This is a genomic window from Paraburkholderia phytofirmans (genome assembly GCF_046028095.1).
GTDB classification, from domain to species: Bacteria; Pseudomonadota; Gammaproteobacteria; order Burkholderiales; family Burkholderiaceae; genus Paraburkholderia; species Paraburkholderia phytofirmans_A.
In genome coordinates, this window is sequence record NZ_JAQQDJ010000010.1 from 135,510 (window position 1) to 161,375 (window position 25,866).

The following is a 25,866-nucleotide window of genomic DNA, read 5'->3' on the forward strand; positions in this document are numbered from 1 at the left end:
TGTTTTTTGTTCGCCGATTTCTTCCGCATCTTCAACCTCTTAACGTTCAATTCGATTCATGCGCTACTGGCTAATGAAGTCCGAACCGGACGAAGCAAGCATCGACCATCTCGCCAACGCACCGCATCGCACATTGCCGTGGACCGGCGTGCGCAACTATCAGGCGCGCAACTTCATGCGCGACATGATGCAGGTCGGCGACGGTGTGCTGTTCTATCACTCGAGTTGTCCTGAGCCCGGCATCGCGGGCATTGCGGAGGTTTCGTCCACTGCGTATCCCGACCCGACGCAGTTCGACAAGAAGAGCCCCTACTACGACGCGAAGTCGTCGCAGGAAACACCGCGCTGGGTGCTCGTCGACGTGGTGTTCAAGAAGAAGATCCCGCTGATTCCGCTCGCCGCGTTACGCGAGCACGACGAACTCGCTGACATGCGCGTGCTCGCCAAGGGCAACCGCCTGTCGATCACACCGGTGACCGAAGCCGAATGGCGTTTCATCACCAGGCGGCTCGCCTGATCGTGCTTGCCAGATGGATGCGCGGCGCGCATTCATGCACACGCAAACGTTAAAGCAACGTCAAACCCGGGAACCAAGCTCAGGTTACAAGCGCCTAACGATCTCGCAAACGCCATGCCACGGCGAGGCGTTTGCCCAATCGTGCACAACCTGTTCTAGCAAGGAGTCCAACAATGACGAAAAACACCGCACGTGCACTCGCTTTCGCTCTCGTCTGCGCGGCGCCCGCCGCGCTCGCACTGACGCCGGCCATGGCACGCGCGCAAAGCACCGGCCAATATCAGCCGGCCGGCGTGCTGTCGCTGAACGCGCAGGCCAGCGCGGAAGTGCCGCAAGACGTCGTCGATATCACACTGTTCTACGAGCAGGAAGCGAGCGATCCGTCGGCGCTCACGTCAACGCTGAACCAGCGCGCCGACTCGGCGCTGCAAAAAGCCAAGGGTGTGAATGGCGTGACGGCGCGCACAGGCTCGTTCTCGATTTATCCGTCCACCGATCGTGACGGGCGCATTTCCGCATGGCGCGGCCGCACGGAGATCGTGCTCGAATCGCACGACTTCGCCGCGGTGTCGAAGCTCGCAGGTCAGATGGCATCGATCATGCAGGTCGGCAACGTGCAGTTCTCGCTCTCGCCTGAAGCGCAGCGCGCGGCCGAACAAAAGCTCACCGGCGAAGCGATCAAATCGTTCCGCGAGCAGGCCGCTTCGTCCGCGCAGGCGTTCGGCTACAGCGGTTATTCGATTCGCGAGGTCAACGTCGGCCACAACGGCGTGATGCCGCGTCCGGTGATGATGATGAGCGCGCGCGCCATGGGCGCCGACGCGAAATCCGCAGCGCCGGTGCCGATCGAAGGCGGCACGTCGACGGTGACCGTCAACGTGTCGGGCTCGGTGCAGATGAAGTAACGCGTTCTCGCGTCAGAGCACTGCGTCGAAGCAGCAAGAGAAAAAGCCACGGCATGCCGTGGCTTTTCTTATTTGAGCACTCGCTACGATAAACCGTAGCAATCAGTTCACGCCGACCGCCTGAGCCGGTTCATGACGCGCACGGCGATAGGACCACACGAGCAGGCCGATACCGACCAGGATCATCGGCAGCGACAGCCATTGGCCCATGGACAGGCCCATGGCCAGCAGGCCGAGGAAGTCGTCCGGCTCACGCGCGAATTCGACCGTGAAGCGCGCGAGGCCATAGCCGATCAGAAACACCGCGGAAATCGCGCCCAGCGGCTTCGGCTTGCGCGAGAAGAAGAACAGCACGAAGAACAGCGCGACGCCTTCCAGCGCAATTTCATACAGTTCCGACGGATGGCGCGGCAGCATGTGATATTGCGCGAACACTTCGTTCAGGTGCCATTGCGCGGCCAGTTGCGGATGCGCGGTGAGCCACGCGGCGTCGTCGGGCGCGGCGCCCGGAAACAGCATGGCCCACGGCGCCGACGGATCGGTCACGCGGCCCCACAACTCGCCGTTGATGAAATTGCCGAGACGCCCCGCCGCGAGGCCAGTCGGCACCATCGGCGCGACGAAGTCGGTGACCTGCAGCCATGAGCGTTTGCGCTGATAGGCGAACAGCACCATGGCCAGCGTCACGCCGAGAAAGCCGCCGTGAAACGACATGCCGCCTTCCCACACCTTGAAGATGTCGAGCGGATGCGCGAAATAAAAGCTCGCTTTATAGAACAGCACATAGCCGAGCCGGCCGCCGAGAATCGTTCCCAACACGCCGTAAAACAGCATGTCGTCGATATCCTTGACGGTCCAGCCTTGCGCGGCGACATACGGCAAGCGCAGCCGCAACCGGCCGACCACGATCGCCGCGATGAATGCGACGAGGTACATCAGTCCATACCAGCGCACGGCGAGCGGCCCCAGATGAATGGCAATGGGGTCGAAATTGGGGTGAATGAGCATCGTGTTGTTATGGGCAGTTCAGGTTCAGAAGCGAAATATCGAGTAACGGGCGGCGCTGCCCGCAGCTTGCGGTGCATGCATTGGACGGTCCGGCCGGCAATGCGTTCGCGAGGACGCGTCTACATGCGCGGCACGGCGGACTGTTGCGCCTCGACGGTCGCCGCATGCGCGCGCACGACGTCGATGAAACCCGCCAGCACCGGGCTCACCTCCGCGGTCCGCCAGACAAGGCCCGTCTCGATCGCGGGCACCGACTCGGAAAGCGGCCGGTACACGACGCCGGTGCGGCGCAGATTACGTAACGATTGCGGCACCAGTGCGACACCCATGCCGGCCGACACGAGACTCACGATCGTTTGCATCTGGATCGCTTCCTGGCCGACCCGGGGCGCAAGGCCCGCCACGCCGTAGCAATCCATAATGATGTCATAAAAGCCTGGCGCCAGACGTCTTGGGAAGACCACGAGCGGTGCGTCGGCGACATCGCGCAGGCTGATCGGCGTGTCCAGCCATTCGGCGCGCGGGTCGGCATGGTCGCCACTGACGCCCGCGACGCGCGCCGCCATCTCCGTCGACATGGCGATCACCAGCGGCTCGCGCGCGATCGGCAGCCACGAGAGCTGGGTGGCGTGGCGCGACGGCAGCGGCGCGATCACGAGACCCGCGTCGATGCGCCCGGCCACCAGTTCGTCCACCTGTATGTCGCTGGTGGCTTCGGTCAATTCCAGCCGAACGCGCGGATGGCGCGCGCCGAAATCGCGCAGCAACAGCGGCAGCAGGCCATAATCCGCGGTCGACACGAAAGCCAGCGACAACACGCCGGCCTCGCCGCGCGCGAGGCTCTGCGCGAGCGGGCGCAGCCCTTCGGCGCTCGCCAGCAGGCGCTGCACCTCGGGCAGCAGATCGGCGCCCACTGAGGTCAGTTCGACAGAGCGCTTGGTGCGCGCGAACAATTCGACGCCGAGCGTCTCCTCGAGCGCGCGGATGGCTTGCGACAAAGGCGGCTGCGTCATCGAGAGACGCACCGCCGCGCGCCCAAAGTGCTTCTCTTCGGCGACGGTCACGAAATAGCGCAACTGGCGCAGATCAGGAATGGCTGGCAGCATGAGTGATACATTTTACGACCTAATGAGCCACGAATAATACATTGGACGCGCGTATCGCAAAACTGCGTCGTTGCGCGGCATGCCGGTCTACACTGGACGGATGCCGCCGGCAGCCCACGCCGGCGCGACTGAACCCGCAGTAGCGCGGATCAAAACAAAACAGACAGGAGCTCCCCATGGCATACAACCGTCGTTCGAAGAACATCACGCAGGGCGTGGCGCGTTCGCCGAATCGCTCGATGTACTACGCGCTCGGCTACGAAAAGGCCGACTTCGACAAGCCCATGATCGGCATCGCCAACGGTCACTCGACCATCACGCCATGCAACGCCGGCCTGCAGCGTCTCGCTGATGCAGCGGTCGCCGCGATCAAGGGCGCCGACGCGAATCCGCAGATCTTCGGCACGCCGACCATCTCGGACGGCATGTCGATGGGCACCGAAGGCATGAAGTACTCGCTGGTGTCGCGCGAAGTGATCTCCGACTGCATCGAGACCTGCGTGCAAGGCCAGTGGATGGACGGCGTGGTCGTGATCGGCGGCTGCGACAAGAACATGCCCGGCGGCATGATCGGCATGCTGCGCACCAACGTGCCGAGCATCTACGTCTACGGCGGCACGATCCGTCCGGGCAACTGGAAGGGCACCGACCTGACCATCGTGTCGTCGTTCGAAGCCGTCGGTGAGTTCACGGCCGGCCGGATGTCGCAGGAAGATTTCGACGGGATCGAACAGAACGCGTGCCCGTCCACCGGCTCGTGCGGCGGCATGTACACCGCCAACACCATGAGCTCGTCGTTCGAGGCGCTCGGCATGTCGCTGCTGTATTCGTCGACGATGGCCAATCCGGATCAGGAAAAGGTCGACTCGGCGGCCGAATCGGCCCGCGTGCTGGTCGAAGCAGTCAAGAAGGATCTGAAGCCGCGCGACATCGTCACGAAGAAGTCGATCGAGAACGCCGTGGCCGTGATCATGGCCACCGGTGGCTCGACCAACGCCGTGCTGCACTTCCTGGCGATCGCGCACGCGGCCGAAGTGGAATGGAGCATCGACGACTTCGAGCGCATGCGCAAGAAGGTGCCGGTGATCTGCAATCTGAAGCCCTCGGGCCAGTTCGTGGCCACCGATCTGCACAAGGCCGGCGGAATTCCGCAAGTCATGAAGATCCTGCTCGACGCGGGCCTGCTGCACGGCGACTGCATCACGATCACCGGCCGGACCATCGCCGAAGAACTGAAGGACGTGCCAAGTAAGCCGCGCGCCGATCAGCAGGTAATTTTCCCGATCGACAAGGCGCTTTACAAGGAAGGCCACCTGGCGATCCTGAAGGGTAATCTGGCCGTCGATGGCGCGGTCGCCAAGATCACCGGTCTGAAGAACCCGGTCATCACCGGCCCGGCGCGTGTGTTCGACGACGAGCAAAGCGCGCTCGAAGCGATTCTGGCCGACAAGATCGTGGCTGGCGACGTCGTGGTGCTGCGCTACCTCGGCCCCAAGGGCGGCCCCGGCATGCCGGAGATGCTCGCGCCGACCTCGGCGATCATCGGCAAGGGTCTCGGCGAAAGCGTCGGCCTGATCACCGACGGCCGCTTCTCGGGCGGCACGTGGGGCATGGTGGTCGGTCACGTCGCGCCGGAAGCCTTCATGGGCGGCACGATCGCGTTCGTGCAGGAAGGCGACTCGATCACGATCGACGCGCACAAGCTGCTGCTGCAACTGAACATCGACGACGCCGAGCTGGAGCGACGCCGCGCCGCATGGCAACAGCCGAAGCCGCGTTACACGCGTGGCGTGATGGCCAAGTACTTCGCCTTGGCACAGCCGGCCAACAAGGGGGCGATAACGGGCTGAGCGACGGTCACGGCTACGGCTGGCTGGGCGAGCACACGCGTGGTCCGGTAACGCTACGACCGCCCTGTGCGCACGCCTAAAGCTACGTAAAAGCGAAAGGGACGCATGGGAAGCCGTGCGCCCCTTTCCTTTTATAATGCTGGCACCACAAGTCGGGCACTCGCACCGACGGAGACCAGAATGAAATCAAAGTCGCACACAGCGCTTGCAACCGCCGTCGTGCTGGGCGCCGCGTTGAGTGCCGGCAGTCCGGCGGCGCAGGCCGAGGCCGCGGGCCTCGCGCTGGCCCAGCAGCGGAACTGCATGAGTTGCCACTCAGTCACGCGCTCCTTCATGGGACCGGCGCTGCACGATGTCGCGGCGAAATATGCCGGCCGCGAAGATGCCGCCACGTATCTGAAGCACAAGATTCTGGACGGCAGCACGGGCGTGTGGGGCGAGGTGCCGATGCCCGCGAATACGCAACTCACGCCCGATCAGGCGGCTACGCTCGCGAGCTGGGTGCTCACGCTCAAATAAGCGGTTCAGGCAAGGAGCGCCGCGCGCGAGGCCCGGCGCGCCCGCGCTTCACCTCACAGAATCACGCCTTGCCCGAAGCGCGCCGCGCGATCTCTTCCACTACCGCTTCCCGCACCCAGGCGGTCATCTCGTCTTCGAGCGTCAGCGCCACTTCACGCGTGATCTGGTCGATCAGCCACCCTGTGTGGGCGTGCAAGGTCTCCCGACAACGTTCCTCGATCACGCTGCGCCCGTCGCCCGCAAGGAAACCGGCGACGCGTCTGCGCAGACGTTCGGCGATAACGTCGACATCCAGTTCAAGGTCCTGAGATGGCTCGACGGCGCCTTCGCGCGCGATATCCGGCGGTACGGTCGAGCCCGCCTCGAGCGGCGTAATCGGCTCGGCCCGATCGAACACGCCCGCCGACGTTGCGAAGGCGTCGTCGTGCGCATGCCGAGGTTCGGCGGCCTGGTGTGCCCGCGAACGCTTCTTCGGATGATGATGATCGGCCGGCTGCGGTGCAATCGCCGGTTGCGCTGCGAGGGTCGGTTCCTGTGCATGCAACGGCTGCGCCGCGAGCACCGGCTCCGCCGACCTCATCTGTTCCGGCGTCAGCACCGGCTGCGGCGCGAGCACGGGCTCCGCCTTGAAACTGGGTTCGCGCGGGCCGTCGAGTTCGGCCGCATCGCCCGACGTTTGGCGCGGCTGCACGGAATGACCTTGCACGAGAACCTCGTGCAGAATCGGGATCGAATCGTCGTTGGGATCGGACACGTGCGCTCTCCGTGTTTGAGTCGAAGCTGAAGCAGCCCGCGTGCACGCCGAATGCCTGAGACCAGACACGCGCGACGCGGACCGAATGGGACCTAGCTGCCTTGCTTGTAGTTGTTCAGAGCATAGCCGCGATCGCGATAGAAGCGATAGCGTTCGCGGCCCGCCGCGAGCTCCTCGTGTGCGTTACCGACCACTTCCAGCAATCTTTCGAAGCGCGCGAATTGCACCGGCACCGTGGCGCCCAGATTGAGCAGCACCTGATGATGCGGCACGTCATCGAGGCTGGAAGCCAGCACGATCGGCGTTTGCGCGGCGAGCGGCGTGCCCGCCATGCAGTGCGGCACGAAGTCGAGCGGCGCGAAGGTCCACAACTGTTCGTCGAAGGCCTTCAGGCGCGCCGGCTCGGCCAGCACGATGGTCGGCTGGCCCGCCTGATACGCCTTGCGGATCAGGCGGCACGCATACAGCAGCGAATCGCCGACGTTCGAGTGAAAGTCGATTCTCGTCATCGGCGGCTCCGCCTGGCGGCGGCGTTTGCAGCCGCGCCTGCTTCTTTACTGCATTGCGTCATTGCGTGGCGCGACCGTCCGCGGCCCGATCGATCAGGAACTGCGCGAGCAACGGCACCGGACGGCCCGTGGCGCCCTTCGCCGCACCGCTCTTCCACGCCGTGCCCGCGATGTCCAGGTGCGCCCACGGATAGGCGTCGGTGAAGCGCGACAGGAAGCACGCCGCCGTCACGCTGCCCGCCGGACGGCCGCCGATATTGGCGAGGTCCGCGAAGTTCGACTTGAGCTGGTCCTGGTACTCATCGTCGAGCGGCAGGCGCCAGGCCGGGTCGGACGCTTCGCGCGATGCGTCGAGCAGCTCGCCCGCCAGCGCGTCGTCTTTCGAGAACAGGCCGCTGTTGTGGTGGCCCAGCGCGATGATGCAGGCGCCCGTGAGCGTGGCGATGTCGATCACCGCGGCCGGCTTGAAGCGCTCGGCGTAGGTGAGCGCGTCGCACAGGATCAGGCGGCCTTCGGCGTCAGTATTGAGCACTTCGATCGTCAGGCCCTTCATGCTGGTGACGATGTCGCCCGGCTTGGTGGCCGTGGCCGACGGCATGTTCTCGACAGCCGGGATGATGCCGACCACGTTGAGCTTCAGCCCCATTTCGGCGACGGCGCGCAACGTGCCCAGCACCGAACCGGCGCCGCACATGTCGTACTTCATCTCGTCCATGCCTTCGCCGGGCTTCAGCGAGATGCCGCCCGTGTCGAACGTCACGCCCTTGCCGACCAGCACCACCGGCGCGGCTTTCGCGGCGCCGCCCTGGTACTGCAGCACGATGAACTGCGCCGGTTCCACCGAGCCGGCCGTGACCGACAGGAACGAGCCCATCTTGAGCGCTTCGCACTGCTTTTCGCCCAGCACTTCGACCTTCAGCTTCCAGTCTTTGGCGAGCTTCTTGGCGGTGTTGGCGAGGTAGGTCGGCGTGCAGACATTGCTCGGCAGATTGCCGAGGTCGCGCGTCAGGTCCATGCCGTTGGCGAGCGCGGCGCCCTGCTTCGCGGCCAGCTTGGCGGCCTTCTCGTCGCCCGTATTAACGCTGAAGACGATGCGCTTCAAGGCGCGCGCCGAATTCTCCGGCTTGCTCTTCATCTGCGTGAACTTGTAGGTCAGTTCGCGCAGTGCGAGGATCGCGGCGCGCACGCCCCAATCGGCCGTGCGTTCGAGGATCGGCGCTTGCGCCAGCGTAAAGGTGACCTGGACGATCTTGGTGCCGAGCAGTGCGCGCCAGGCGGCCCGCACGGCGTCGCCGTAGGCTTTCTGGGTGAAAGCGTCCTGCTTGCCGAGGCCGACCAGCAGCACACGGGAAGCGCCGATGCCCGACACTTCATGCAGGAACAGCGTGGTGCCGGCCTTGCCGTCCATGTCGCCGGCCTTGATGATGCGGGTCAGCAGGCCGCGGGTGGCCTCGTCGATCTCGAGAGCCGCGCCCGACAGGGTTTGCGACTCGAACACGCCGATTACGATGCAATCGGATTTCCCAGTCAGGAAACCGTTTGACGAGCCTTTGGTCCAATCACAGGCTTTTATGCTAAAGTCCATCGCGCTTGTCCTCGGATAAAATCTGGGCTTAGGATGAAAGCCGCAATTATCCGCTATTTTTCCTGCGGCGGCTGCACCGGAGGTGTGACGGGAAGCAACCCGTGCGCCACTGAGAGCGCCCCCTCTCATCATCAATAATGATCTTCGAACGCTCCCTCCAGCGCGAACTCGCGTACACGGCTGGTGCCGTGTTCATGGTTCTCCTCACGCTCGTGCTGACGACGATGATGATCCGCATCGTCGGCTTCGCAGCCTCGGGCGAGATCGACCCGCGCGACGTGCTGGTCCTGATCGGCCTGACCGTGATCGGCTACCTGGCGATCATGCTAGTCGCGACCCTGTTCGTGTCGATCCTGTTCGTCCTGACCCGCTGGTACAAAGACTCCGAGATGGTCGTGTGGCTTTCGTCGGGTGTCAGTCTGACGCAATTCATCAAGCCGATCGGCATTTTTGCCACGCCGATCATCATCCTCATCTGTTTCTTCGTGTTCGTCGGCTGGCCGTGGTCGAACCAGCAGAGCAAGCTGATCCGCGCGCGCTTCCAGCAGCGCGACGAGGTCTCGCTGCTCGCGCCGGGGCAGTTCCGCGAGTCGGCCACGAGCCACCGCGTGTTCTTCATCGAGAAGATGTCGCCCGACCAGGCGCGCGTGGAAAATGTGTTCGTGACCAGCACGGAAAACGGCAAGGTCAACGTGGTCGTGTCGAAGACCGGCCATACGGAAACGCGTAAGAACGGCGATCGCTTCGTCGTACTGGAAAACGGCCGACGTTACGACGGCCAGCCGGGACAGCCCGATTTCCGCATCATGGAGTTCGAACGCTACGGCGTGAAGATCCAGAGCCAGCCGGTCGTCAATACGCCCAGTACCACCGGCACGCCCACGCTCACGCTGCTGCGCAATCCCACCAACGACAATCTCGCCGAATTCGCGTGGCGCGCGGGGCTGCCGCTCATTGCGCTCAACCTGATGCTGCTCGCCATTCCGCTCGCCCACCAGAACCCGCGGCGCAGCCGCACCATCAATCTCGTGATGGCGGTGCTGATCTATCTGACGTATTCGAATCTGTTGAACGTGGTGCAGTCGTGGATCGAGCAGGGCAAGATGTCGTTCCCGGTCGGGCTGGTGGGTCTGCACGTGATCGTCGCGGCGATCGTCGCGTTCATTTTCTGGCTGCGCGTGCGCAACCGGCCGCTCTTCACGCGGGCAATGTTCAGCCGTTCGCAGGGAGCCTGACCGATGCGCATCTATGAAAGGTACTTCGCGCGTCAGATCTATCTCACGTTCATCTTCATTCTGTTTGCGTTTTCGGGTCTGTTTTTCTTCTTTGACCTGATCAATGAGCTGAATTCGGTTGGCCACGGCAACTACAAATTCCAGTACGCGGTATTGCGGGTTGCGTTGCAAACGCCGTCGCGCTTCTACGAAATCATTCCGGTCGCGGCGTTGATCAGCGCGATCTATGTGTTCGCGCAGATGGCGGCGAATTCCGAGTACACGATTTTCCGCGTGTCCGGGCTTGCTACGAATCAGGCGTTGCGTTCGTTGTTGAAGATCGGCATTCCGCTTGTTTTGCTGACGTATCTGATCGGCGAAGTGGTCGGGCCTTACACGGATCAGTTGTCGGAGCGCGTGCGGCTCGAGGCGTTGGGGTCTTCGGTGTCCAGTAACTTCGAGTCCGGCGTGTGGGTGAAAGATACGCTCACGGCGCGCTCGGATGGCGAGCAGGTGACGCGTTTCGTGAATGTCGGCGAATTGAAGCCCGACGCCACGATCAGCAATGTGCGCATCTACGAATTCGATTCGAAATTCCGGCTCTCGAATGTGCGGACCGCGAAGAGCGGCAAGTACCAACCGCCGGGTCATTGGCAGTTGACTGGCGTGACCGATACGCAATTGATCGATGTGCCCCCTCCTCCGGGTACGCCCGCCGATGCGCTGAATCCGGTGTATCGGGCGAAGGAAGTCGCGGTGCCGGAGTATTCGCTGCGCTCGGAATTGACGCCGCAGATTCTGTCGGTGCTGCTGGTGTCGCCGGATCGGATGTCGATGTTCAATCTGTTCCGGTATATCCAGCATTTGACCGAGAATCATCAGGATACGCAGCGGTATGAAATTGCGCTGTGGCGCAAGCTGCTTTATCCGTTTGCGGTGTTCGTGATGCTGGTGTTGTCGTTGCCGTTTGCGTATTTGCATACGCGGGCTGGTGTCGTCGGGATGAAGGTTTTCGGCGGGATCATGCTGGGGATGAGTTTTCAGCTGTTCAACACTTTGTTCTCGCATATCGGCACGTTGAATACCTGGCCTGCGCCTTTGACCGCGGCTACACCTGGGTTGGTTTATCTGGTGCTCGGGTTGGTCGGGTTGAAGTGGGTTGATCGGCATTAGGAGCGGATGAAATGGCTACGCAAGGGCTGGTTCTGTTTGGCCATGGCGCAAGGGACCCGCGCTGGCGCGAGCCGTTTGAGAGGCTCGCTGACAAGCTGCGCGCGCTGCGTGCAACGGACGAAACAGCCGGCCCGGTCTCCCTGGCATTTCTCGAATTGATGGAACCGAGCTTGCCCACGGCGGTAGCTCAACTCGTGGCTCAGGGCTGCGATGTGATTACCGTGGTGCCCGTGTTCTTCGGGCAAGGCGGACATATCAGGAAGGATTTGCCCGAACTGATCGAACGCTGCCGTGAGGCGCAGCCGGACGTGCGGATCGATTGCGCGGTGGCGGTCGGCGAGGACGAAGCGGTTCTCGATGCGGTCGCGCAGTATTGCCAGCGCCAGACTGGATGACGCCGGCAAACCGCCGCTAGGAAAAGCGACCCTACTCCTCCAGGCACTTCCCCCCGCAGCGGCCCCGCTTCATCGCTCAAAGATATTCGACATTCCCGTCGACGCTGATTGCCTGCCCCGAGATGTTTTGCCCCGCCGGCGAAGCGAGGAACAGCGCCATCGCGGCGACGTCGTGCACGGTCACCATCCGGCGCAGCGAAATTTTCTGCAGATATTCGCCCTTCATCTGATCGAAGCCGATTCCGAGCGACTCGGCGCGCGCAGAGATCACTCGGTCCATCCGTTCGCCTTCCACAACGCCCGGCAAGATTGCGTTCACGCGCACGTTGTTCGGCCCAAGCTCGACGGCCAACGACTTGACCATCCCGACAATCGCCCATTTGCTCGCCGCGTACGGCGTACGGAACGCGTAACCGAGGCGTCCCGCGACCGACGCCATCGCAATGATGCCCGGGTTGGCCGACGTTTCCTTCAGCAGCGGCACGGCCTTGCGCAGAAAATAGAACTGGCTGTTCAGGTTCGTCCCGATCGTGCGCTCCCACTCCGCCGTATCGAGGTCCTCGACCGCGCCGGTGGGTCCGGCAATGCCCGCGTTGTTGATCAGCAGATCGAGGCCGCCGAGCTTCGCGCGCGCGTCGTCGATGATGCGGTCCACCTGCGCGCTATCCGACACGTCCGCGACGCCGGCGTGCAGTTGCGGATGCGCGGTTTTAGCGCGGTCGATCGCGGCGGGATCGACATCGCAGATATAGACGTTCGCGCCAACATCCAGAAACGCCTGCGCGATCGCCGCGCCGATGCCCGCCGCGGCGCCTGAAATCAGCACGCGCAGTCCGGGAGTGGGTCTGAGAAGGTCGATGGTTTTCATGCAGGTCCTCGAATGTTTAAAGCGTCATGCCGCCGGATGCTTCGATCACGGCGCCGTTGATATAGCTCGCTTCGTCGCTCGCGAGAAAGGCGTAGATATTGGCGATCTCCTCGGGCGTGCCGAGCCGGCGCAGCGGCACCTGCTCGCGCATTTTCGCGAGCACTTCCTGCGGCACGGTCGAGAGAATCGGTGTGTCGATGAAGCCCGGTGCAATCGCGTTGACGCGAATGCCCTTCGGTCCCAGTTCGCGGCTCCACGTCTTCGTAAAGCCGATCACGCCGAACTTCGCCGCCGCATAGTTGGTCTGGCCGTAGTTGCCGTACAGGCCGACCACGGAACTTGCATTGAGGATCACGCCCGAGCCCTGCGCGATCATCGTGTCGACGACCGCCTGCGCCGCATGGAACACGCCGCGCAGATTCACGTCGATCACGTCGTCGAATTGCTGGAGCGTCATCTTTTGCAGGCGCGCGTCGCGCGTGATGCCGGCGTTGTTCACCAGCACGTCGATCTGCCGGAACCGCTCGCGCACGTCGGCGACCATGCCGTCCACCGCCGCGCGGTTCGTCACGTCGAGCGTAAAGCCGAGCGCTTGCGCACCCGCCGCGTGGCACGCGGCCACGACCTGGGACACCGCGTCGTGATTCACGTCGCACACCGCGACGCGCGCGCCTTCTTTCGCGAATTTGAGTGCGGTCGCAGCGCCGATGCCCTGCCCCGCGCCCGTCACGATGGTGACCTTTCCATTCAATCTCATTGTTTGTTCTCGTAGTCGGAAGCGCCGGAATGGCGCTGCAATTATGACTCGGTGTTCAACAGCGGTTCGGCAAGGCTCGCCGCGCGTCCCTCTGACTGAATCGCCTTCGCGAGCAAAGGCACGAGGACCAGGCCGAGAATCGACGCGCCCACGACCACCGAAAAGCCGGACGCGCTATGACCTGACGCACTTTCCGCGAGGCCGAACAGATACGGCCCGACGAATCCGCCGATCAGGCCGAGCGTGTTGATGAACGCGAGTCCCGCCGCGGCCTGGATGCCGTGCAGCCGCTTCATCGCGATTGCCCAGTAGAGCGGCAACACGCCGCCCGCGAAGAACGCGGTCGCGACGAACAGCAGGAGTTGCACGGACAGCACACTCGTCGAGATGAACAGAATCGCGCTGATCGCCAGCCCCAGGGTCAGCACGCCCAGATAGAGGCAGTCGTTCGTCACCCGGCGATGGATGCGCGGCAGCACCAGCACGCCGAGCAGAAAGCCGATCCCGACACTGCTCGACAGCACGCCGATCATCAGCGGCGATTTCACATGCATCTGCTGGATCATCGCGGGCGTGAAGAACACGAGCCCGACGAACGCGACCTGGTTCAGAAAGTAGATCAGGCCGATCAGCACCGTGGCCGGACGCTTCAACGCGGCGACCCAGTCTTGCGAGAACATTCCCGGATGCGCGGCATCCGGCACGGCGCGCGCTTCGAGTGCACGCGCTTCGTCGGCGGACAGCCAGCGTGCGTCGGAAGGCTTTTCCGGCAGCTTGAACCACAGAAGCACGCCCACGAAGATGGTCGGCAAGCCTTCGAGCAGGAACAGCCACTGCCAGCCGTGCAGGCCGCCCAGGCCGTCCATCTGCATGAATGCGCCGCCCAGCGGATTGCCGATCACGAGCGCAAGCGCGGGCGCGGTGTAGATCCAGCCCACCGCCACCGAGCGATCCTGCGGCGCGAACCACATCGTCACCATGTACATCAGCGCCGGGAAAAGACCCGCTTCGGCGATGCCGAGCAGCACGCGGATCGCATAGAACGACCACTCGCCCTGCACGAACATCATCGACGCGGAGAGTGCGCCCCACGTGACCGCGATCCGCGCGATCCAGCGACGCGGCCCGACCCGGTGCGCGATCAGATTGCTCGGCACTTCGAGCAGCGCATAGCCGATGAAGAAGATGCCCGCGCCGAGACCGTACGCGGCCGCGCTGATGCCGAGATCGGTGGCGAGCCGCGCCTTCGCGAGCGACACGTTGGTGCGGTCGAGGTACGACATGAAATAGATCACGCACATCAGCGGGACCAGTCTGAGCATCGCCTTATGCGTGGCGATGCGATGCAGCGCGTTGCCGGCAAGGCCGGCGCTCTGGGTTGTCATGATGTCTCCACCTAAGCAGGCGTGTTGTTGTTTTTATCGATTGGGTTTGACCGGCTCGCCGGTTCAGCGGGTCGGCGGATTGCGCGGGGTCCGGCTCAGAAGCTGACCTTGTCCGCACCTTTGAGGCCGAGCATCTGTCGCGCTTCGGCCGGTGTCGCGATCTCGAACGACAGCTCTTCGAGAATGCGGCGAATCTTGCGCACCTGCTGCGCGTTGCTTTCCGCTTTCACGCCTTTAGACAGATACACGCTGTCTTCGAGGCCCACGCGCACATTGCCGCCCATGATCGCGCCCATCGTCACGAACGCCATCTGGTGACGGCCCGCGCCGAGAATCGAGAACTGGTAGTTTTCGCGGCCGAACAGCCTGTCCGCGGTCGAACGCATCACCGTCATGTTCTCGGGGTCCGCGCCGAGTCCGCCGAGAATGCCGAATACCGACTGAATGAAGAACGGCGGCTTGATCAAACCCTCGTCGACGAAATGAGCAAGGTTATACAGATGCCCGACGTCGTAGCATTCGAACTCGAAGCGCGTGCCGGTCTCGCCCAATTCGAGCAGGATGCTTTTGATGTCCTTGAAGGTATTGCGGAAGATCGTGTCTTCCATCCCTTCGATGTAGTCCTTCTCCCAGTCATAGCGCCACGACTGCATGCGCGCGGCGATCGGGTGGATCGAGAAATTCATCGAGCCCATGTTCAGCGAGCACATTTCCGGCTTCGCGAGGCGCGGGTAGGCGAGCCGGTCGGCGAGCGTCATGCGCGTGCTGCCGCCGGTCGTGATGTTGATGACCGCGTCGGTGGCCTCGACGATCGCGGGCACGAATTGCCGGAACACTTCGGGCGAAGGCGTCGGTTTGCCGTCGGCGGGATTGCGCGCGTGCAGATGCAGGATCGCGGCGCCGGCTTCGGCCGCTTCGATCGACTGGGCGGCGATTTGCGCCGGCGTCAGAGGGAGATATTCGGACATCGACGGCGTATGCGTCGCGCCGGTCACTGCGCAGGAAATAATGACTTTGCGGTTGAGCAAGGGTGTCTCCTTATCGGCGGCGATCCACGAATGGACTGCCTGTTGTGATACCGATGTTAGTGGGATACGATGCCGCCCGTAAGGTCATTTTCGGACACGCGGATGTTGTTCCGGGACAATCTGAGGTGAAGCCATGCCGTCGAAGTTGCCGTTGCAGAACGAGCGTATTTACGCGCCGTACAAGATCGCCGCGCTGGTCGAAGTCCTCGGCGAACAGGGTATTGCGCCCGAGGAGTGCCTGAAAGGCAGCGGTGTGGACGCCGAGCGGATCAACGATGCGGCGGCGCTAACTTCGGTGCGGCAATACGTGGCCGTGTGCCGCAATGCGATCCTGCTGTCATGCAGTCCGGCGACGCCGTTCATCACCGGCTCGCGGCTGCATCTGTCCGCGTACGGGATGTACGGCTACGCGCTGATGTCCTGCCTGTCGTTGCGCGATTACTTCCGGCTGGGCGTGAAGTATCACCAGCTTGCGACGCCGACGCTCACGATCGAATGGACCGAATATCCGGACGAAGGCATCTGGACCTTTCCGGACGCTTTCATCTCCAGTCCGTCGCCCGAACTGCGCCAGTTCCTGCTCGAACAACAGTTCATGCAGCACGTCACGCATCTTCAGGACGTTGCGGGCCGAAGCTGTCCGCCGACCAAAGCCTGCTTTTCGTATCCGGCGCCCGCGCATGCGAACGTCTACAGCGAATACCTCGGCTGTCCGTGCTATTTCGATCAGCCGCAATGCGAGCTTCATTACGACAGCAGCATTCTCGAGCAGAAGCCGCAGCTCGCGCACCGGCTCACCGCCACGTTATTGCAGGAAACCTGCGACCGCTTGATCGGGCAGGCAAAGACTTCGGTCGGCGTATCGGGGGAGGTGTATCAGATGCTGATGCGCAAGCCCGGCGAATTTCCGGGGATGGAAGAAGCCGCGCAAGCATTGAAGATGACGAGCCGCACGTTGCGACGGCGGCTGGAGAGCGAAGGCACGTCGTTCGTCGCAATCGTCGACGACGTGCGCTGTTCGCTTGCCACCGAATATCTGAAGACCACGAAGATGAGCACCGACGACATCGCGATGCTGCTCGGCTTCAGCGATCCGGCGAATTTCCGGCGGGCACTCAAGCGCTGGACAGGGAAAGGGCCGGGGGAGTTGCGAGGCTGATTTCGGGGACGATGGCTTACGCGGCGACCAGCATTCCGTCGGCCGCACGCACCACGTCGAGCCGCCGCTCGGCAAACGCGTCGCCGATCATCAGCAGGCTCGGCTGCGATGCATCGACCCAGCGCTGCGCGTCGCCGGCTGCGAGTTCTTCGAGTGTGAGCGTCAGCATGCGCTCGCGCTCGGTGCTGCAAGCTTCGACAATCGCCACAGGTGTGGCAACAGGCTTGCCCGCATCGATCAACTGCTGTGCGATCTCGACGCCGCTATCGCGGCCCATGTAAAACACGAGCGAGTCCGCGTTGACCTGTTCACGAATCTCGTCGGAACCCGGCGCACGGCTGAACGTGGCCAGCGCGACACTGCGCGATACACCCCGCAGCGTCAACGAGCGCTTTAACGACGCCGCGCTCGCCAGCGCAGCGGTAATTCCAGGCACCACTTCATAGTCGATGCCGGCCGCTTCCAGCGCCCGCATTTCTTCGTCGGCGCGGCCGAACAGCATCGGGTCGCCGCCTTTCAGGCGCACCACCACGTCGTGCTCCAAAGCGGCATCGACGATCTGCTTGTTGATGAACTGCTGGGCCGTCGACAATTGCCCGCAGCGTTTGCCCACCGCAATCCGCCGCGCGTGCGCAGGCGCGTAATCGAGCATGGCCGGTTCGACCAGCGCGTCGTGCAATACCACGTCGGCGGTGCCGAGCAGCCGCGCGCCGCGTACCGTAATCAGGTCCGCAGCGCCGGGCCCCGCGCCGATCAGATAAACCTTACCCATTTGAATCAACCTGTTGGTTGGGGCGCGGGCCACGCATTGCGTCGCCATGCGCCCTCGCCCGCTTAAGCCGAAAACGCCCGGATCATCCCGGCAGCAACGGTGTGGTGCGTCGCTTCGTCGATCAGCACGAATGCACCCGTACCCTGATGCGAGTCATACACATCGCACACCAGCGGCTTCTGCAACGTCAGCGCCACGCGGCCGATATCGTTCATCGTCAGATCCTTGCGATCGGTCGCCTGCGACAGCGTGTGCACGTCGAGCACTTCCTTGATCGCACCGATGCGCGCGAACACCGTATTGGTGGTCTGCTTCAACAGATACTTGCGTTGCGTCGACAGCGGCGTGTCGTCGAACCAGCACAGATCGGCTTCCAGCTTCTTCGCCGGCTCCGGCGCCGCTTCACGCAGCACGAAGGTGTCGCCACGCGACACGTCGACGTCTTCCGCCAAACGGATGGTCACCGTCTGACCGGCGAACGCGCGGTCCACCGCAGCCGTGCCGCCCGGCACCGGCGCGATGATCTCTGCAACCGTCGCTTCACGATTGGCCGGCAGCACGACGATCGTATCGCCGAGCTTCACTTCACCGGCTTCGACACGGCCCATGTAGCCGCGGAAATCGTCGGCCTGGCTGCCATCCTGACGCGCCACCCACTGCACCGGGAAACGCAGCGCCTGACCCGTCGGCACTTCGACCGGCAACGCTTCGAGCAGGTCCAGCAGCGGCTCGCCCGCGTACCACGGCATGCTTTCGCTCGCCGTCACAATGTTGTCGCCCTTGAGCGCCGACACCGGCACGAAGCGCACATCGTTCAACCCCAGTTGACGCGCGAGTTCGACATACGCGTCACGAATCTCGTTGAAGCGCTGCTCGCTGTAATCGACCAGGTCCATCTTGTTGATCGCGACGATCGCGTGCTGCAAACCGAGCAACTTGACGATCGCGCTATGACGCTTGGTTTGCGGCAGCAATTGCGCCACGCCATCGACGAAAGTCACACGCGTCGCGTCGACGAGAATGATCGCCGCGTGCGCGGTCGACGCACCCGTCACCATGTTGCGCGTGTACTGCTCGTGGCCCGGCGTATCGGCGATGATGAACTTGCGCTTCGCGGTCGCGAAGTAACGGTACGCGACGTCGATCGTGATGCCTTGCTCACGTTCGGCTTCGAGGCCGTCCGTCAGCAGCGACAGATCGATTTCGTCGCCGACGGTACGCTTATTCTTCGCGCGCGACAGCGCCGAGAGTTGATCTGAAAGCACAGCCTTGCTGTCGTACAGCAGGCGGCCGATCAACGTGCTCTTGCCGTCGTCGACGCTGCCCGCGGTAATGAAACGCAGCACGCCGAGGTCTTCTGGTTGGTGAATACCGCTCATGATTGCTTTACCCTCGTCCGTGTGCTTAGAAATAACCTTGCTTCTTACGCTGTTCCATCGCGGCTTCGGAGACCTGATCGTCCATCCGCGTCGCGCCGCGTTCCGTGATTTCGGTCACGGCCGTTTCGGCGATGATCTTCTCGAGATCGTCCGCATCGCTTTCCACCGGGCACGTGCAGCTAATGTCGCCGACGGTGCGGAAGCGCACCAGCGCCGTTTCGCTGACTTCGCCTTCACGCTTCGGCGTGAGCGGCGTAACCGGCACGAGCAGGCCATTGCGGCGCACGATCTCGCGTTGATGCGCGTAATAGATCGACGGCAGTTCGAGCTGTTCGCGAGCGATGTACTGCCACACGTCGAGTTCGGTCCAGTTCGAAATCGGGAACACGCGCAAATGTTCGCCGTTATGCAGACGCGCGTTATACAGGCTCCACAGTTCCGGGCGCTGCGCTTTCGGATCCCATTGGCCGAACTCGTCGCGGAACGAGAAGATCCGTTCTTTCGCACGGGCCTTTTCTTCGTCGCGGCGCGCGCCGCCGATCAGCGCGGTGTAGCCATATTCTTCGATGGTTTCGAGCAGCGTCACGGCCTGCGCGGCGTTGCGCGAATCCAGTTCACGACGCAGACGTACCGTGCCGCGCTTGATCGAATCTTCGACATGACCGACCACGAGTTCAGCGCCGATCTCTTTCGCGCGACGATCGCGGAAGTCGATCACTTCTTCGTAGTTGTGACCGGTGTCGATATGCACGAGCGGGAACGGCAGCACGGTCTTGCGATTCGCGCCGATACCGAAGGCCTTCAGCGCGAGGTGCAGCACCACGACCGAATCCTTACCGCCCGAAAACAGCAGCGCGGGCTTGCTGCATTCGGCGACCAGTTCGCGCAGGATGTGAATCGACTCGGCTTCGAGCCAGTCGAGGTGATCCATACGGTTTGCCGTGTTGGCGAGCGGTGCGTTCACAGTGGAATCGAGCGTGGTGCTCATATCTGGGTCCTTCGTTGGTTCGCGTCGCAAGCGGTTGCTCGTGTCGCGGAGGTATTCAAATCGGTATGTGCGGTGTTCGGGCCGGAAACCAAGGCCCGTTCGCTCAAACTTCAGGCCGAGGCGTTTGCGCTGCGATCGACCGCGATCGGCGTAATCGTCGTGATGTGCAGGCCGCATTCCTTCGTATCGCGCGACTCCCACCACCAGCGCCCTGCCCGGCTATCTTCGCCGGGGCGCACGGCGCGCGTACACGGTTCGCAGCCGATGCTCGGGTAGCCGCGCGCATGCAGCGGATTGACCGGTACATCGAACGCTTTCAGATAGGCCCACACTTCGGCCTCGGTCCAGTCAGTCAGCGGATTGAACTTGGCGATGTTGCGCGCGGCGTCATGCTCTTCAGCATGCAACTCAGCACGCGTCACCGATTGCTCGCGACGCTGGCCCGTGACCCATGCGCTGACATCCGACAGCGCGCGGTTCAACGGCTCGACCTTGCGGATTTCGCAGCAGCGCTTGCGCAGATCGACGCTTTCATAGAATGCGTTCAGACCGTGCGAGCCGATGTATTCCTCGACCGCCGCAGCTTGCGGATGAAACTGTTCGATGTCGTAGCCGTAGCGCTCTTTCACGCGATCGAGCATGCCGAGCGTTTCCGCATGCAAACGGCCCGTGTTCAGCGAGAAGATGCCGATCTTCACGCCGCGCGACAGAATCGCGTGCGTGAGCAGCATGTCTTCCGCTGCGAGGCTGCAGGCGAGCTTCACGTTCTCGTGACGCGCGGCGATCGAGTCGAGCAGCGCATCGAGGCGCTCGACCTTCGCGGCGAGTTCCGGCGTGAGGGCTTGAACTTCGCTCATGCCGAGGCCTTCGCCAGTTCGCCCGCTTCACGGCGGCGGAACAGCGGCACTGAGTTCACCGCGCCCTGATAGTTGAAGCTGAATTCATCGAACGCTTTGAGCGCGTCGTCGAAATCTTTGTCCGCACGCAATGCGTAAGCGTCGAAGCCGCAACGGAACATGAACGCCAGTTGATCGCGCAGCACGTCGCCGATTGCGCGCAGTTCGCCCTTGTAACCATAGCGCTCGCGCAGCAGGCGGCCGATGCTATAGCCGCGGCCGTCGCGGAACACCGGGAAGTCCACGCCGATCAGCGCGATCTTGTCGAAGTCGGCGACGATATCCGCCGGTTCGCTATCCGGCGCGAGCCACACGCCGATTTCAGCGGCGCTGCGCGAAGCGATCAACGCATCGCGTTCACCCTGCCACAGCGCGAGCGGCACCAGCACCTTGCCTGCGGGCAATGCATCGACTGCGGGCAGCGTGCCGTCTTCAGCGGCGCGCACCACCGTCCAGTCATCGTTGACGATCGCGCGATTCTTGATGATAGAAGCCATCTGTTCAGTATCCTTTTCGCGGTTACGCGTGAGCCGGTTGACGCGAGGCGTACACACGTTCCTTGAACGGGGTGATGCCGATGCGGTTGTACGTTTCGATGAAGCGCTCGCCTTCGTGGCGGTTTTCCACGAACGTATCGATCACCTTGCTCATCACGTCCGGCATTTCTTCCGCCGAGAACGACGGGCCGATCACGCGGCCGAGGTGCGCGCCAGTAGCGCCCGTACCTTGCTCGCCGCCGAGCGTCACCTGATACCACTCCGAGCCGTCCTTATCGACGCCCAGAATGCCGATGTTGCCGACGTGATGGTGACCGCACGCATTGATACAGCCCGAGATGTTCAGCGACACGTCGCCGAGGTCGTACACGTAGTCCAGATCGTTGAAGCGTTCCTGAATGGCCAGCGCGATCGGAATCGACTTCGCATTCGCGAGCGAGCAGAAGTCGCCGCCCGGGCACGCGATGATGTCGGTCAGCAAGCCGATATTCGGCGTCGCGAAACCTTGCGCCTTGGCCTTTTCCCACAGCGCGAACAGGTCACGCTTCTTCACGTTGGCGAGGATCAGGTTCTGTTCGTGCGACACACGGATTTCGCCGAGCGAATACTCGTCGGCCCAATCGGCGACGGCTTCCATCTGCGTATCGGTTGCATCGCCCGGAGCGATCGTGGTCGGCTTCAACGACAAGGTGACCGACGAGTAGCCCGACACCTTGTGCGGACGCACGTTACGCTCGACCCAACGGGCAAACGCACGGTTTTCCAGCAGATGCTTTTCGAACGAAGCGTCCGTGTCGGCGAGCTTTTCGTACACCGGCGGCTGGAAGTACTGCGACACGCGATCCACTTCGGCTTGCGTGAGCGTCGAAGGACCGTCCTTCAGGTGCTGCCATTCTTCTTCGACTTGCGCCGAGAATTTCTCCGGGCTCAACGCCTTCACGAGAATCTTGATGCGCGCCTTGTACATGTTGTCGCGGCGGCCGTAGCGGTTATACACACGCAGCACGGCTTCGCAGTACGTCAGCAGATGTTGCCACGGCAGATCTTTGCGGATGATCGCGCCGATGATCGGCGTACGGCCCATGCCGCCGCCGGCCAGGATATCGGCCACCAGCTCGCCCTGCTCGTTCTTCCGCAGATACACGCCCATGTCGTGAATCTGCACGGCAGCGCGGTCTTCCTTCGAACCCGACACGGCGATCTTGAACTTGCGCGGCAGCCACGCGAACTCCGGGTGGAACGTGGACCATTGACGCAGAATTTCGGCCCACGGACGCGGATCGACGACTTCATCCGGCGCGACGCCGGCGAACTGGTCGGCGGTGATGTTGCGGATGCAGTTGCCCGAAGTCTGAATGCCGTGCATTTGCACCGCGGCGAGCTTGCGCAGGATTTCCGGCGTTTCTTCGAGCTTGATCCAGTTGTACTGGATGTTCGAGCGCGTCGAGAAATGGCCGTAGCCGCGGTCGTGTTCGCGCGCGATCTGCGCGAGCACGCGCATCTGGTCGCTGCGCAGGTTGCCGTACGGAATCGCGATGCGGTGCATGTACGCGTGACGCTGCATGTACAGGCCGTTCTGCAGGCGCAGCGGACGGAACTCCTCTTCGCTCAATTCGCCCGACAAGCGGCGGCGAACCTGATCGGCGTACTGCGCGACCCGTTCATCGACGATGGTCTGGTCGTACTGATCGTATTGGTACATTCGGGGACCCCAATTTTTTGCAAGTGATACGCCGCGATCCGGTTTCGCCGCGCCTTGGATACCCTGTTTGTCACCATCCGCAGACGAACGTTTAGACCCATCGTTCATTTGCTTATGACAAATACAGATATCCATATTGAAAAAGATGGACAGATCGTAATAAACTGCCCTTATATTTCAAACGACTAAAAAATTCTTTTGATATGCGGAGAGGTTATATATGAACCTGCATCAATTCCGCTTCGTCCGCGAGGCTGTGCGGCAGAACTTCAACCTGACGGAAGCGGCCAAGGCGCTGTTTACAAGCCAGCCGGGCGTTTCCAAGGCAATCATCGAGCTGGAAGACGAGCTGGGCGTGGAAATCTTCACGCGGCACGGCAAGCGCGTGCGCTCGTTGACCGAGCCGGGACGCATCATTTTGCAGTCAGTCGAGAAGATCCTGCAGGAGGTGGAGAGCCTTAAACGGGTCGGTAAAGATTACGCGGCGCAAGATCAGGGCAATCTGGTGATCGCCGCCACCCACACGCAGGCGCGGTACTCCCTGCCGGCCGCCATCGCCGAGTTCAAGAAGCGCTTTCCCAAAGTTCACCTTTCGATTCTGCAAGGCAGCCCGACTCAGGTCGCCGAGATGGTGCTGCACGACCAGGCCGACCTCTGTATCGCCACGGAAGCGATCGCTAACTATAAGGAGCTGGTCTCGCTGCCCTGCTTCCAGTGGCACCACATCGCGGTGATGCAACCGGATCATCCGCTGCTCGACCGCAAACTTTTGTCGCTGGATGATCTGACCCAGTATCCGCTGATCACGTACGACAACGCGTTCGCCGGCCGCACCAAGATCAACGAGGCGTTCCGTCTGCGCGGGTTGCATCCGGACATCGTGCTCGAGGCAATCGACGCCGACGTGATCAAGACCTATGTGGAACTGGGTCTCGGCGTCGGCATCATGGCGGATATCGCGTTCAACGCCGAGCGCGACCGCCATTTGCGTGCCATGCCGGTCGGCCACCTGTTCGGCAGCAACGTGACGCGGGTCGCGCTGAAACAGGGCGCCTATCTGCGCAGCTATGTGTATACGCTCGTCGAGCTGCTGTCGCCGAGCATGAACCGCAAGCTGATCGAGCAGGCGCTCAAGGGCGAACACGAAACCTACGAACTTTGATATCACTACCGCTTCTCGCTACGGAGACCCTTCGATGACGTCGTATAAGAAAAAATTCAGCGGCCTCGCCGCCGCTTTCGGTTTTGGCGCGCTCCTGCTCGCCACCGCTGCACACGCCGACATCAAGGTCGGCATCGATCTGTCGAGCACCGGCCCGGCGGCCGTGATCGGCATCACCAGCAAGAACGCGATGCTGATGTGGCCGGCCACGATCGCCGGCCAGAAAGCCGACTACATCTTCCTCGACGACGCCTCCGACCCCGGCGCCGCCGTGCGCAACATTCGCAAGCTGATCAACGAGGATCATGTGGACGTGATCGTCGGCCCGAACATCACGCCGGCGGCGATGGCCGCGCTCGATCCGGTCGCCGAGAGCCAGACGCCGATGATCACGCTGATCGGCTCGGCAAGCGTCGTGGAGCCGCAGGAAGGCAAGAAGGTGTGGGCCTACAAGATGGCGCAGACCGACAGCGCGATGGCCGACGTGATGACGCGCTACATGTCGAACCACAACGTGAAGACAGTGGGCTTCATCGGTTTCGCCGACGGCTACGGCGAAAGCTGGCTCAACGAGTTCAGCAAGTTAGCGGCGCTGCGCCATATTCAACTGGTCGCCACCGAGCGCTATAACCGCACCGACGCGAGCGTCACCGGCCAGATTCTGAAGCTGATGGCCGCCAGGCCGGACGCGATCCTGATCGCCGGCGCCGGCACACCGACCGTGCTGCCGCAACGCACGCTGATCGAGCGAGGCTTCAAAGGCCCGATCTACCAGACGCACGGCATCGCCACGCCGGAGTTCATCAAGCTGGGCGGCAAGGACGTGGAAGGCACGCTGTTCCCGACCCAGCCGGTCGTGGTGGCGCGCACGCTGCCGGCCGATCATCCGGCGAAGAAGGCGGCGCTCGCGTTCACGAATGAATACGAGGCGAAGTACGGCCCGGGCAGTGTCACGCAATTCGCTGGCGATGCTGCGGGCGTGTTTCCGCGTTTGCAGGACGCCGTGGCCCGCGCGTTGAAGACGGCGCAGCCGGGCACGCCGGCGTTCCGCGCCGCGCTGCGTGAGGAACTGGAGCACGCGCATGAACTGGTCGTGCCGAACGGTGTGGTCAACACGAGCCCGAAGGATCACGTGGGGTTGGATCAGCGGGCGAGCGTGATGGGTGTGATCAAGAACGGGAAGTTTGTTTATTTGAGCCAGTGAGGCAGCTCACGGCCGGCTCTTGACCCGGTCAAACGCCGGCCGATGTGCCCAGAAGTGCGTTCCGGAATGCTGACAACGTCCGGTCGGATCCATCGGCGAAGTCGTCCAGCGTCTGGGCGACGGCACGTGCCTGCATGTCGCGCCTCAGCGTGTCATACACGGCATCATCCGAAAGGATTGCCGAAACTGCATTAAACGATGCCGGTAAAGCGATCTGCCGCGATTCGCGCCCGAGTAGCGCGGATGCGGCGAGATCGACATCGAAGCCGTTCTGCTCGACACGGTCTGCGCCGTCGTCCAAGATGCGGGCCGTGTTGCCCGCTTGGCCGTAGTTGCGAAGAATCAGAAGCAGGTCAGATGCGTCGTTATTCTTCGAGACTCGCCGGTCACGCCACGCAAGAATTTTCAGAAGCACAAGCGCGGGCAGAGTTACAACCGGCACCATGAGCCCATCGCCCAGATCGATTTCAACGGACTCGTCGACGGCCTCCCGGAACCCCAGCACATTCATTACAACTTCGCCCTTGGGCGGCC

General features: G+C 62.7%; 26 protein-coding genes. 10 read left to right on the forward strand and 16 right to left on the reverse strand.

Going from position 1 to position 25,866, the window contains the following annotated elements:
* The first annotated feature begins 58 nt into the window (after positions 1–58).
* Positions 59–517 carry an EVE domain-containing protein gene (locus PQR54_RS26085; RefSeq protein WP_106305982.1) on the forward strand — a complete coding sequence of 153 codons (459 nt, stop codon included), beginning with the start codon at positions 59–61 and terminating at the stop codon, positions 515–517.
* Between the two features lie 173 nt (positions 518–690).
* Positions 691–1,422, forward strand: a complete 732-nt coding sequence (locus tag PQR54_RS26090) for an SIMPL domain-containing protein (protein ID WP_408250714.1) — start codon at positions 691–693, stop codon at positions 1,420–1,422.
* Positions 1,423–1,524: 102 nt separating this feature from the next.
* Here the strand turns inward: PQR54_RS26090 and lgt are convergent, their stop codons facing one another.
* Together lgt and PQR54_RS26100 are read right to left on the reverse strand one after the other, a co-directional pair.
* Positions 1,525–2,430 (reverse strand): prolipoprotein diacylglyceryl transferase, encoded by a 906-nt coding sequence (gene lgt, locus PQR54_RS26095; RefSeq protein WP_408250716.1) that lies wholly within the window; start codon positions 2,428–2,430, stop codon positions 1,525–1,527.
* A gap of 119 nt (positions 2,431–2,549) precedes the next feature.
* Entirely contained in the window at positions 2,550–3,536 is a 987-nt protein-coding gene (locus PQR54_RS26100) for a LysR family transcriptional regulator (RefSeq protein ID WP_408250718.1), read from the reverse strand.
* A 176-nt stretch (positions 3,537–3,712) separates the two neighbouring features.
* On the opposite strand from PQR54_RS26100, the gene ilvD reads away from it, so the two are divergent.
* Positions 3,713–5,386: a dihydroxy-acid dehydratase gene (gene ilvD, locus PQR54_RS26105; RefSeq protein WP_408250720.1), complete on the forward strand. Its 1,674-nt coding sequence runs from the start codon at positions 3,713–3,715 to the stop codon at positions 5,384–5,386.
* Positions 5,387–5,566: 180 nt separating this feature from the next.
* Entirely contained in the window at positions 5,567–5,905 is a 339-nt protein-coding gene (locus PQR54_RS26110) for a c-type cytochrome (protein WP_408250722.1), read from the forward strand.
* A gap of 61 nt (positions 5,906–5,966) precedes the next feature.
* On the opposite strand, the gene PQR54_RS26115 is transcribed toward PQR54_RS26110, so the two are convergent.
* From PQR54_RS26115 to PQR54_RS26125, 3 genes are all read right to left on the reverse strand, one after another.
* The gene (locus PQR54_RS26115; RefSeq protein ID WP_408250724.1) at positions 5,967–6,659 is read right to left on the reverse strand and encodes a DUF2486 family protein; all 693 of its coding nucleotides are present in this window, start codon (positions 6,657–6,659) and stop codon (positions 5,967–5,969) included.
* 92 nt (positions 6,660–6,751) lie between these two features.
* A complete protein-coding gene (locus PQR54_RS26120; RefSeq protein ID WP_408250726.1) occupies positions 6,752–7,168 on the reverse strand; it encodes a DNA polymerase III subunit chi in 417 nt (138 codons plus the stop codon).
* Positions 7,169–7,226: 58 nt separating this feature from the next.
* Positions 7,227–8,753, reverse strand: coding sequence for a leucyl aminopeptidase (locus PQR54_RS26125; protein ID WP_408250728.1), 1,527 nt, complete (start codon positions 8,751–8,753; stop codon positions 7,227–7,229).
* Positions 8,754–8,890: 137 nt separating this feature from the next.
* Between PQR54_RS26125 and lptF the strand changes: the two genes are divergently transcribed.
* Genes lptF through PQR54_RS26140 form a run of 3 tightly spaced genes read left to right on the forward strand, consistent with a single transcriptional unit; the run spans position 8,891 to position 11,535 of the window.
* A complete protein-coding gene (lptF, locus tag PQR54_RS26130; RefSeq protein WP_091796452.1) occupies positions 8,891–9,988 on the forward strand; it encodes an LPS export ABC transporter permease LptF in 1,098 nt (365 codons plus the stop codon).
* Between the two features lie 3 nt (positions 9,989–9,991).
* Positions 9,992–11,140: an LPS export ABC transporter permease LptG gene (gene lptG, locus PQR54_RS26135; protein ID WP_408250730.1), complete on the forward strand. Its 1,149-nt coding sequence runs from the start codon at positions 9,992–9,994 to the stop codon at positions 11,138–11,140.
* An 11-nt stretch (positions 11,141–11,151) separates the two neighbouring features.
* The gene (locus PQR54_RS26140; RefSeq protein WP_408250732.1) at positions 11,152–11,535 is read left to right on the forward strand and encodes a sirohydrochlorin chelatase; all 384 of its coding nucleotides are present in this window, start codon (positions 11,152–11,154) and stop codon (positions 11,533–11,535) included.
* Between the two features lie 76 nt (positions 11,536–11,611).
* On the opposite strand, the gene PQR54_RS26145 is transcribed toward PQR54_RS26140, so the two are convergent.
* From PQR54_RS26145 to kce, 4 genes are all read right to left on the reverse strand, one after another.
* Positions 11,612–12,403: an SDR family oxidoreductase gene (locus PQR54_RS26145; protein ID WP_408250734.1), complete on the reverse strand. Its 792-nt coding sequence runs from the start codon at positions 12,401–12,403 to the stop codon at positions 11,612–11,614.
* A 16-nt stretch (positions 12,404–12,419) separates the two neighbouring features.
* Positions 12,420–13,160 carry a 3-oxoacyl-ACP reductase FabG gene (gene fabG / locus PQR54_RS26150; RefSeq protein ID WP_106305943.1) on the reverse strand — a complete coding sequence of 247 codons (741 nt, stop codon included), beginning with the start codon at positions 13,158–13,160 and terminating at the stop codon, positions 12,420–12,422.
* Positions 13,161–13,201: 41 nt separating this feature from the next.
* Entirely contained in the window at positions 13,202–14,545 is a 1,344-nt protein-coding gene (locus tag PQR54_RS26155; RefSeq protein WP_408250736.1) for an MFS transporter, read from the reverse strand.
* Between the two features lie 95 nt (positions 14,546–14,640).
* Positions 14,641–15,573 carry a 3,5-dioxohexanoate:acetyl-CoA acetone transferase gene (gene kce / locus PQR54_RS26160; RefSeq protein ID WP_408250738.1) on the reverse strand — a complete coding sequence of 311 codons (933 nt, stop codon included), beginning with the start codon at positions 15,571–15,573 and terminating at the stop codon, positions 14,641–14,643.
* 133 nt (positions 15,574–15,706) lie between these two features.
* Here kce and PQR54_RS26165 point away from each other — a divergent pair, with 133 nt between their 5' ends.
* Entirely contained in the window at positions 15,707–16,732 is a 1,026-nt protein-coding gene (locus PQR54_RS26165; RefSeq protein WP_408250740.1) for an AraC family transcriptional regulator, read from the forward strand.
* Positions 16,733–16,748: 16 nt separating this feature from the next.
* Here the strand turns inward: PQR54_RS26165 and cobA are convergent, their stop codons facing one another.
* The 6 genes from cobA to PQR54_RS26195 form a co-directional block, all read right to left on the reverse strand.
* Entirely contained in the window at positions 16,749–17,504 is a 756-nt protein-coding gene (gene cobA, locus PQR54_RS26170) for a uroporphyrinogen-III C-methyltransferase (protein ID WP_408250742.1), read from the reverse strand.
* 62 nt (positions 17,505–17,566) lie between these two features.
* Positions 17,567–18,883: a sulfate adenylyltransferase subunit 1 gene (locus PQR54_RS26175; RefSeq protein WP_007175960.1), complete on the reverse strand. Its 1,317-nt coding sequence runs from the start codon at positions 18,881–18,883 to the stop codon at positions 17,567–17,569.
* A gap of 25 nt (positions 18,884–18,908) precedes the next feature.
* On the reverse strand, positions 18,909–19,871 hold the full coding sequence (gene cysD, locus PQR54_RS26180) for a sulfate adenylyltransferase subunit CysD (RefSeq protein WP_408250744.1): 963 nt from the start codon (positions 19,869–19,871) through the stop codon (positions 18,909–18,911).
* Positions 19,872–19,981: 110 nt separating this feature from the next.
* Positions 19,982–20,728, reverse strand: coding sequence for a phosphoadenylyl-sulfate reductase (locus PQR54_RS26185; protein ID WP_408250746.1), 747 nt, complete (start codon positions 20,726–20,728; stop codon positions 19,982–19,984).
* Positions 20,725–21,264: a DUF934 domain-containing protein gene (locus PQR54_RS26190; RefSeq protein ID WP_408250748.1), complete on the reverse strand. Its 540-nt coding sequence runs from the start codon at positions 21,262–21,264 to the stop codon at positions 20,725–20,727. Before PQR54_RS26190 ends, PQR54_RS26185 begins: the two co-directional genes overlap by 4 nt.
* A gap of 22 nt (positions 21,265–21,286) precedes the next feature.
* Positions 21,287–22,966 (reverse strand): nitrite/sulfite reductase, encoded by a 1,680-nt coding sequence (locus tag PQR54_RS26195; protein ID WP_408250750.1) that lies wholly within the window; start codon positions 22,964–22,966, stop codon positions 21,287–21,289.
* Positions 22,967–23,186: 220 nt separating this feature from the next.
* Between PQR54_RS26195 and PQR54_RS26200 the strand changes: the two genes are divergently transcribed.
* Together PQR54_RS26200 and PQR54_RS26205 are read left to right on the forward strand one after the other, a co-directional pair.
* Positions 23,187–24,128: a CysB family HTH-type transcriptional regulator gene (locus tag PQR54_RS26200; protein WP_408250751.1), complete on the forward strand. Its 942-nt coding sequence runs from the start codon at positions 23,187–23,189 to the stop codon at positions 24,126–24,128.
* A 34-nt stretch (positions 24,129–24,162) separates the two neighbouring features.
* Positions 24,163–25,332 (forward strand): ABC transporter substrate-binding protein, encoded by a 1,170-nt coding sequence (locus PQR54_RS26205; RefSeq protein WP_408250753.1) that lies wholly within the window; start codon positions 24,163–24,165, stop codon positions 25,330–25,332.
* Positions 25,333–25,360: 28 nt separating this feature from the next.
* Here PQR54_RS26205 and PQR54_RS26210 read toward each other — a convergent pair whose 3' ends face one another.
* Positions 25,361–25,843, reverse strand: a complete 483-nt coding sequence (locus PQR54_RS26210; RefSeq protein WP_408250755.1) for a hypothetical protein — start codon at positions 25,841–25,843, stop codon at positions 25,361–25,363.
* Between the last annotated feature and the right edge of the window lie 23 nt (positions 25,844–25,866).

What these genes read in the sequence shown, in the direction of transcription:
- PQR54_RS26165 (WP_408250740.1), top strand. Translation starts at nt 15,707, where the DNA reads ATGCCGTCGAAGTTGCCGTTGCAGAACGAGCGTATTTACGCGCCGTAC.
- fabG (WP_106305943.1), bottom strand. Translation starts at nt 13,160, where the DNA reads ATGAGATTGAATGGAAAGGTCACCATCGTGACGGGCGCGGGGCAGGGC.
- PQR54_RS26100 (WP_408250718.1), bottom strand. Translation starts at nt 3,536, where the DNA reads ATGCTGCCAGCCATTCCTGATCTGCGCCAGTTGCGCTATTTCGTGACC.
- PQR54_RS26140 (WP_408250732.1), top strand. Translation starts at nt 11,152, where the DNA reads ATGGCTACGCAAGGGCTGGTTCTGTTTGGCCATGGCGCAAGGGACCCG.
- lptF (WP_091796452.1), top strand. Translation starts at nt 8,891, where the DNA reads ATGATCTTCGAACGCTCCCTCCAGCGCGAACTCGCGTACACGGCTGGT.
- PQR54_RS26125 (WP_408250728.1), bottom strand. Translation starts at nt 8,753, where the DNA reads ATGGACTTTAGCATAAAAGCCTGTGATTGGACCAAAGGCTCGTCAAAC.
- PQR54_RS26210 (WP_408250755.1), bottom strand. Translation starts at nt 25,843, where the DNA reads ATGAATGTGCTGGGGTTCCGGGAGGCCGTCGACGAGTCCGTTGAAATC.
- PQR54_RS26110 (WP_408250722.1), top strand. Translation starts at nt 5,567, where the DNA reads ATGAAATCAAAGTCGCACACAGCGCTTGCAACCGCCGTCGTGCTGGGC.
- PQR54_RS26145 (WP_408250734.1), bottom strand. Translation starts at nt 12,403, where the DNA reads ATGAAAACCATCGACCTTCTCAGACCCACTCCCGGACTGCGCGTGCTG.
- PQR54_RS26120 (WP_408250726.1), bottom strand. Translation starts at nt 7,168, where the DNA reads ATGACGAGAATCGACTTTCACTCGAACGTCGGCGATTCGCTGCTGTAT.
- cobA (WP_408250742.1), bottom strand. Translation starts at nt 17,504, where the DNA reads ATGGGTAAGGTTTATCTGATCGGCGCGGGGCCCGGCGCTGCGGACCTG.
- PQR54_RS26085 (WP_106305982.1), top strand. Translation starts at nt 59, where the DNA reads ATGCGCTACTGGCTAATGAAGTCCGAACCGGACGAAGCAAGCATCGAC.
- PQR54_RS26185 (WP_408250746.1), bottom strand. Translation starts at nt 20,728, where the DNA reads ATGAGCGAAGTTCAAGCCCTCACGCCGGAACTCGCCGCGAAGGTCGAG.
- PQR54_RS26200 (WP_408250751.1), top strand. Translation starts at nt 23,187, where the DNA reads ATGAACCTGCATCAATTCCGCTTCGTCCGCGAGGCTGTGCGGCAGAAC.
- lptG (WP_408250730.1), top strand. Translation starts at nt 9,992, where the DNA reads ATGCGCATCTATGAAAGGTACTTCGCGCGTCAGATCTATCTCACGTTC.
- cysD (WP_408250744.1), bottom strand. Translation starts at nt 19,871, where the DNA reads ATGAGCACCACGCTCGATTCCACTGTGAACGCACCGCTCGCCAACACG.
- PQR54_RS26190 (WP_408250748.1), bottom strand. Translation starts at nt 21,264, where the DNA reads ATGGCTTCTATCATCAAGAATCGCGCGATCGTCAACGATGACTGGACG.
- PQR54_RS26155 (WP_408250736.1), bottom strand. Translation starts at nt 14,545, where the DNA reads ATGACAACCCAGAGCGCCGGCCTTGCCGGCAACGCGCTGCATCGCATC.
- PQR54_RS26205 (WP_408250753.1), top strand. Translation starts at nt 24,163, where the DNA reads ATGACGTCGTATAAGAAAAAATTCAGCGGCCTCGCCGCCGCTTTCGGT.
- PQR54_RS26175 (WP_007175960.1), bottom strand. Translation starts at nt 18,883, where the DNA reads ATGAGCGGTATTCACCAACCAGAAGACCTCGGCGTGCTGCGTTTCATT.
- lgt (WP_408250716.1), bottom strand. Translation starts at nt 2,430, where the DNA reads ATGCTCATTCACCCCAATTTCGACCCCATTGCCATTCATCTGGGGCCG.
- ilvD (WP_408250720.1), top strand. Translation starts at nt 3,713, where the DNA reads ATGGCATACAACCGTCGTTCGAAGAACATCACGCAGGGCGTGGCGCGT.
- PQR54_RS26090 (WP_408250714.1), top strand. Translation starts at nt 691, where the DNA reads ATGACGAAAAACACCGCACGTGCACTCGCTTTCGCTCTCGTCTGCGCG.
- PQR54_RS26195 (WP_408250750.1), bottom strand. Translation starts at nt 22,966, where the DNA reads ATGTACCAATACGATCAGTACGACCAGACCATCGTCGATGAACGGGTC.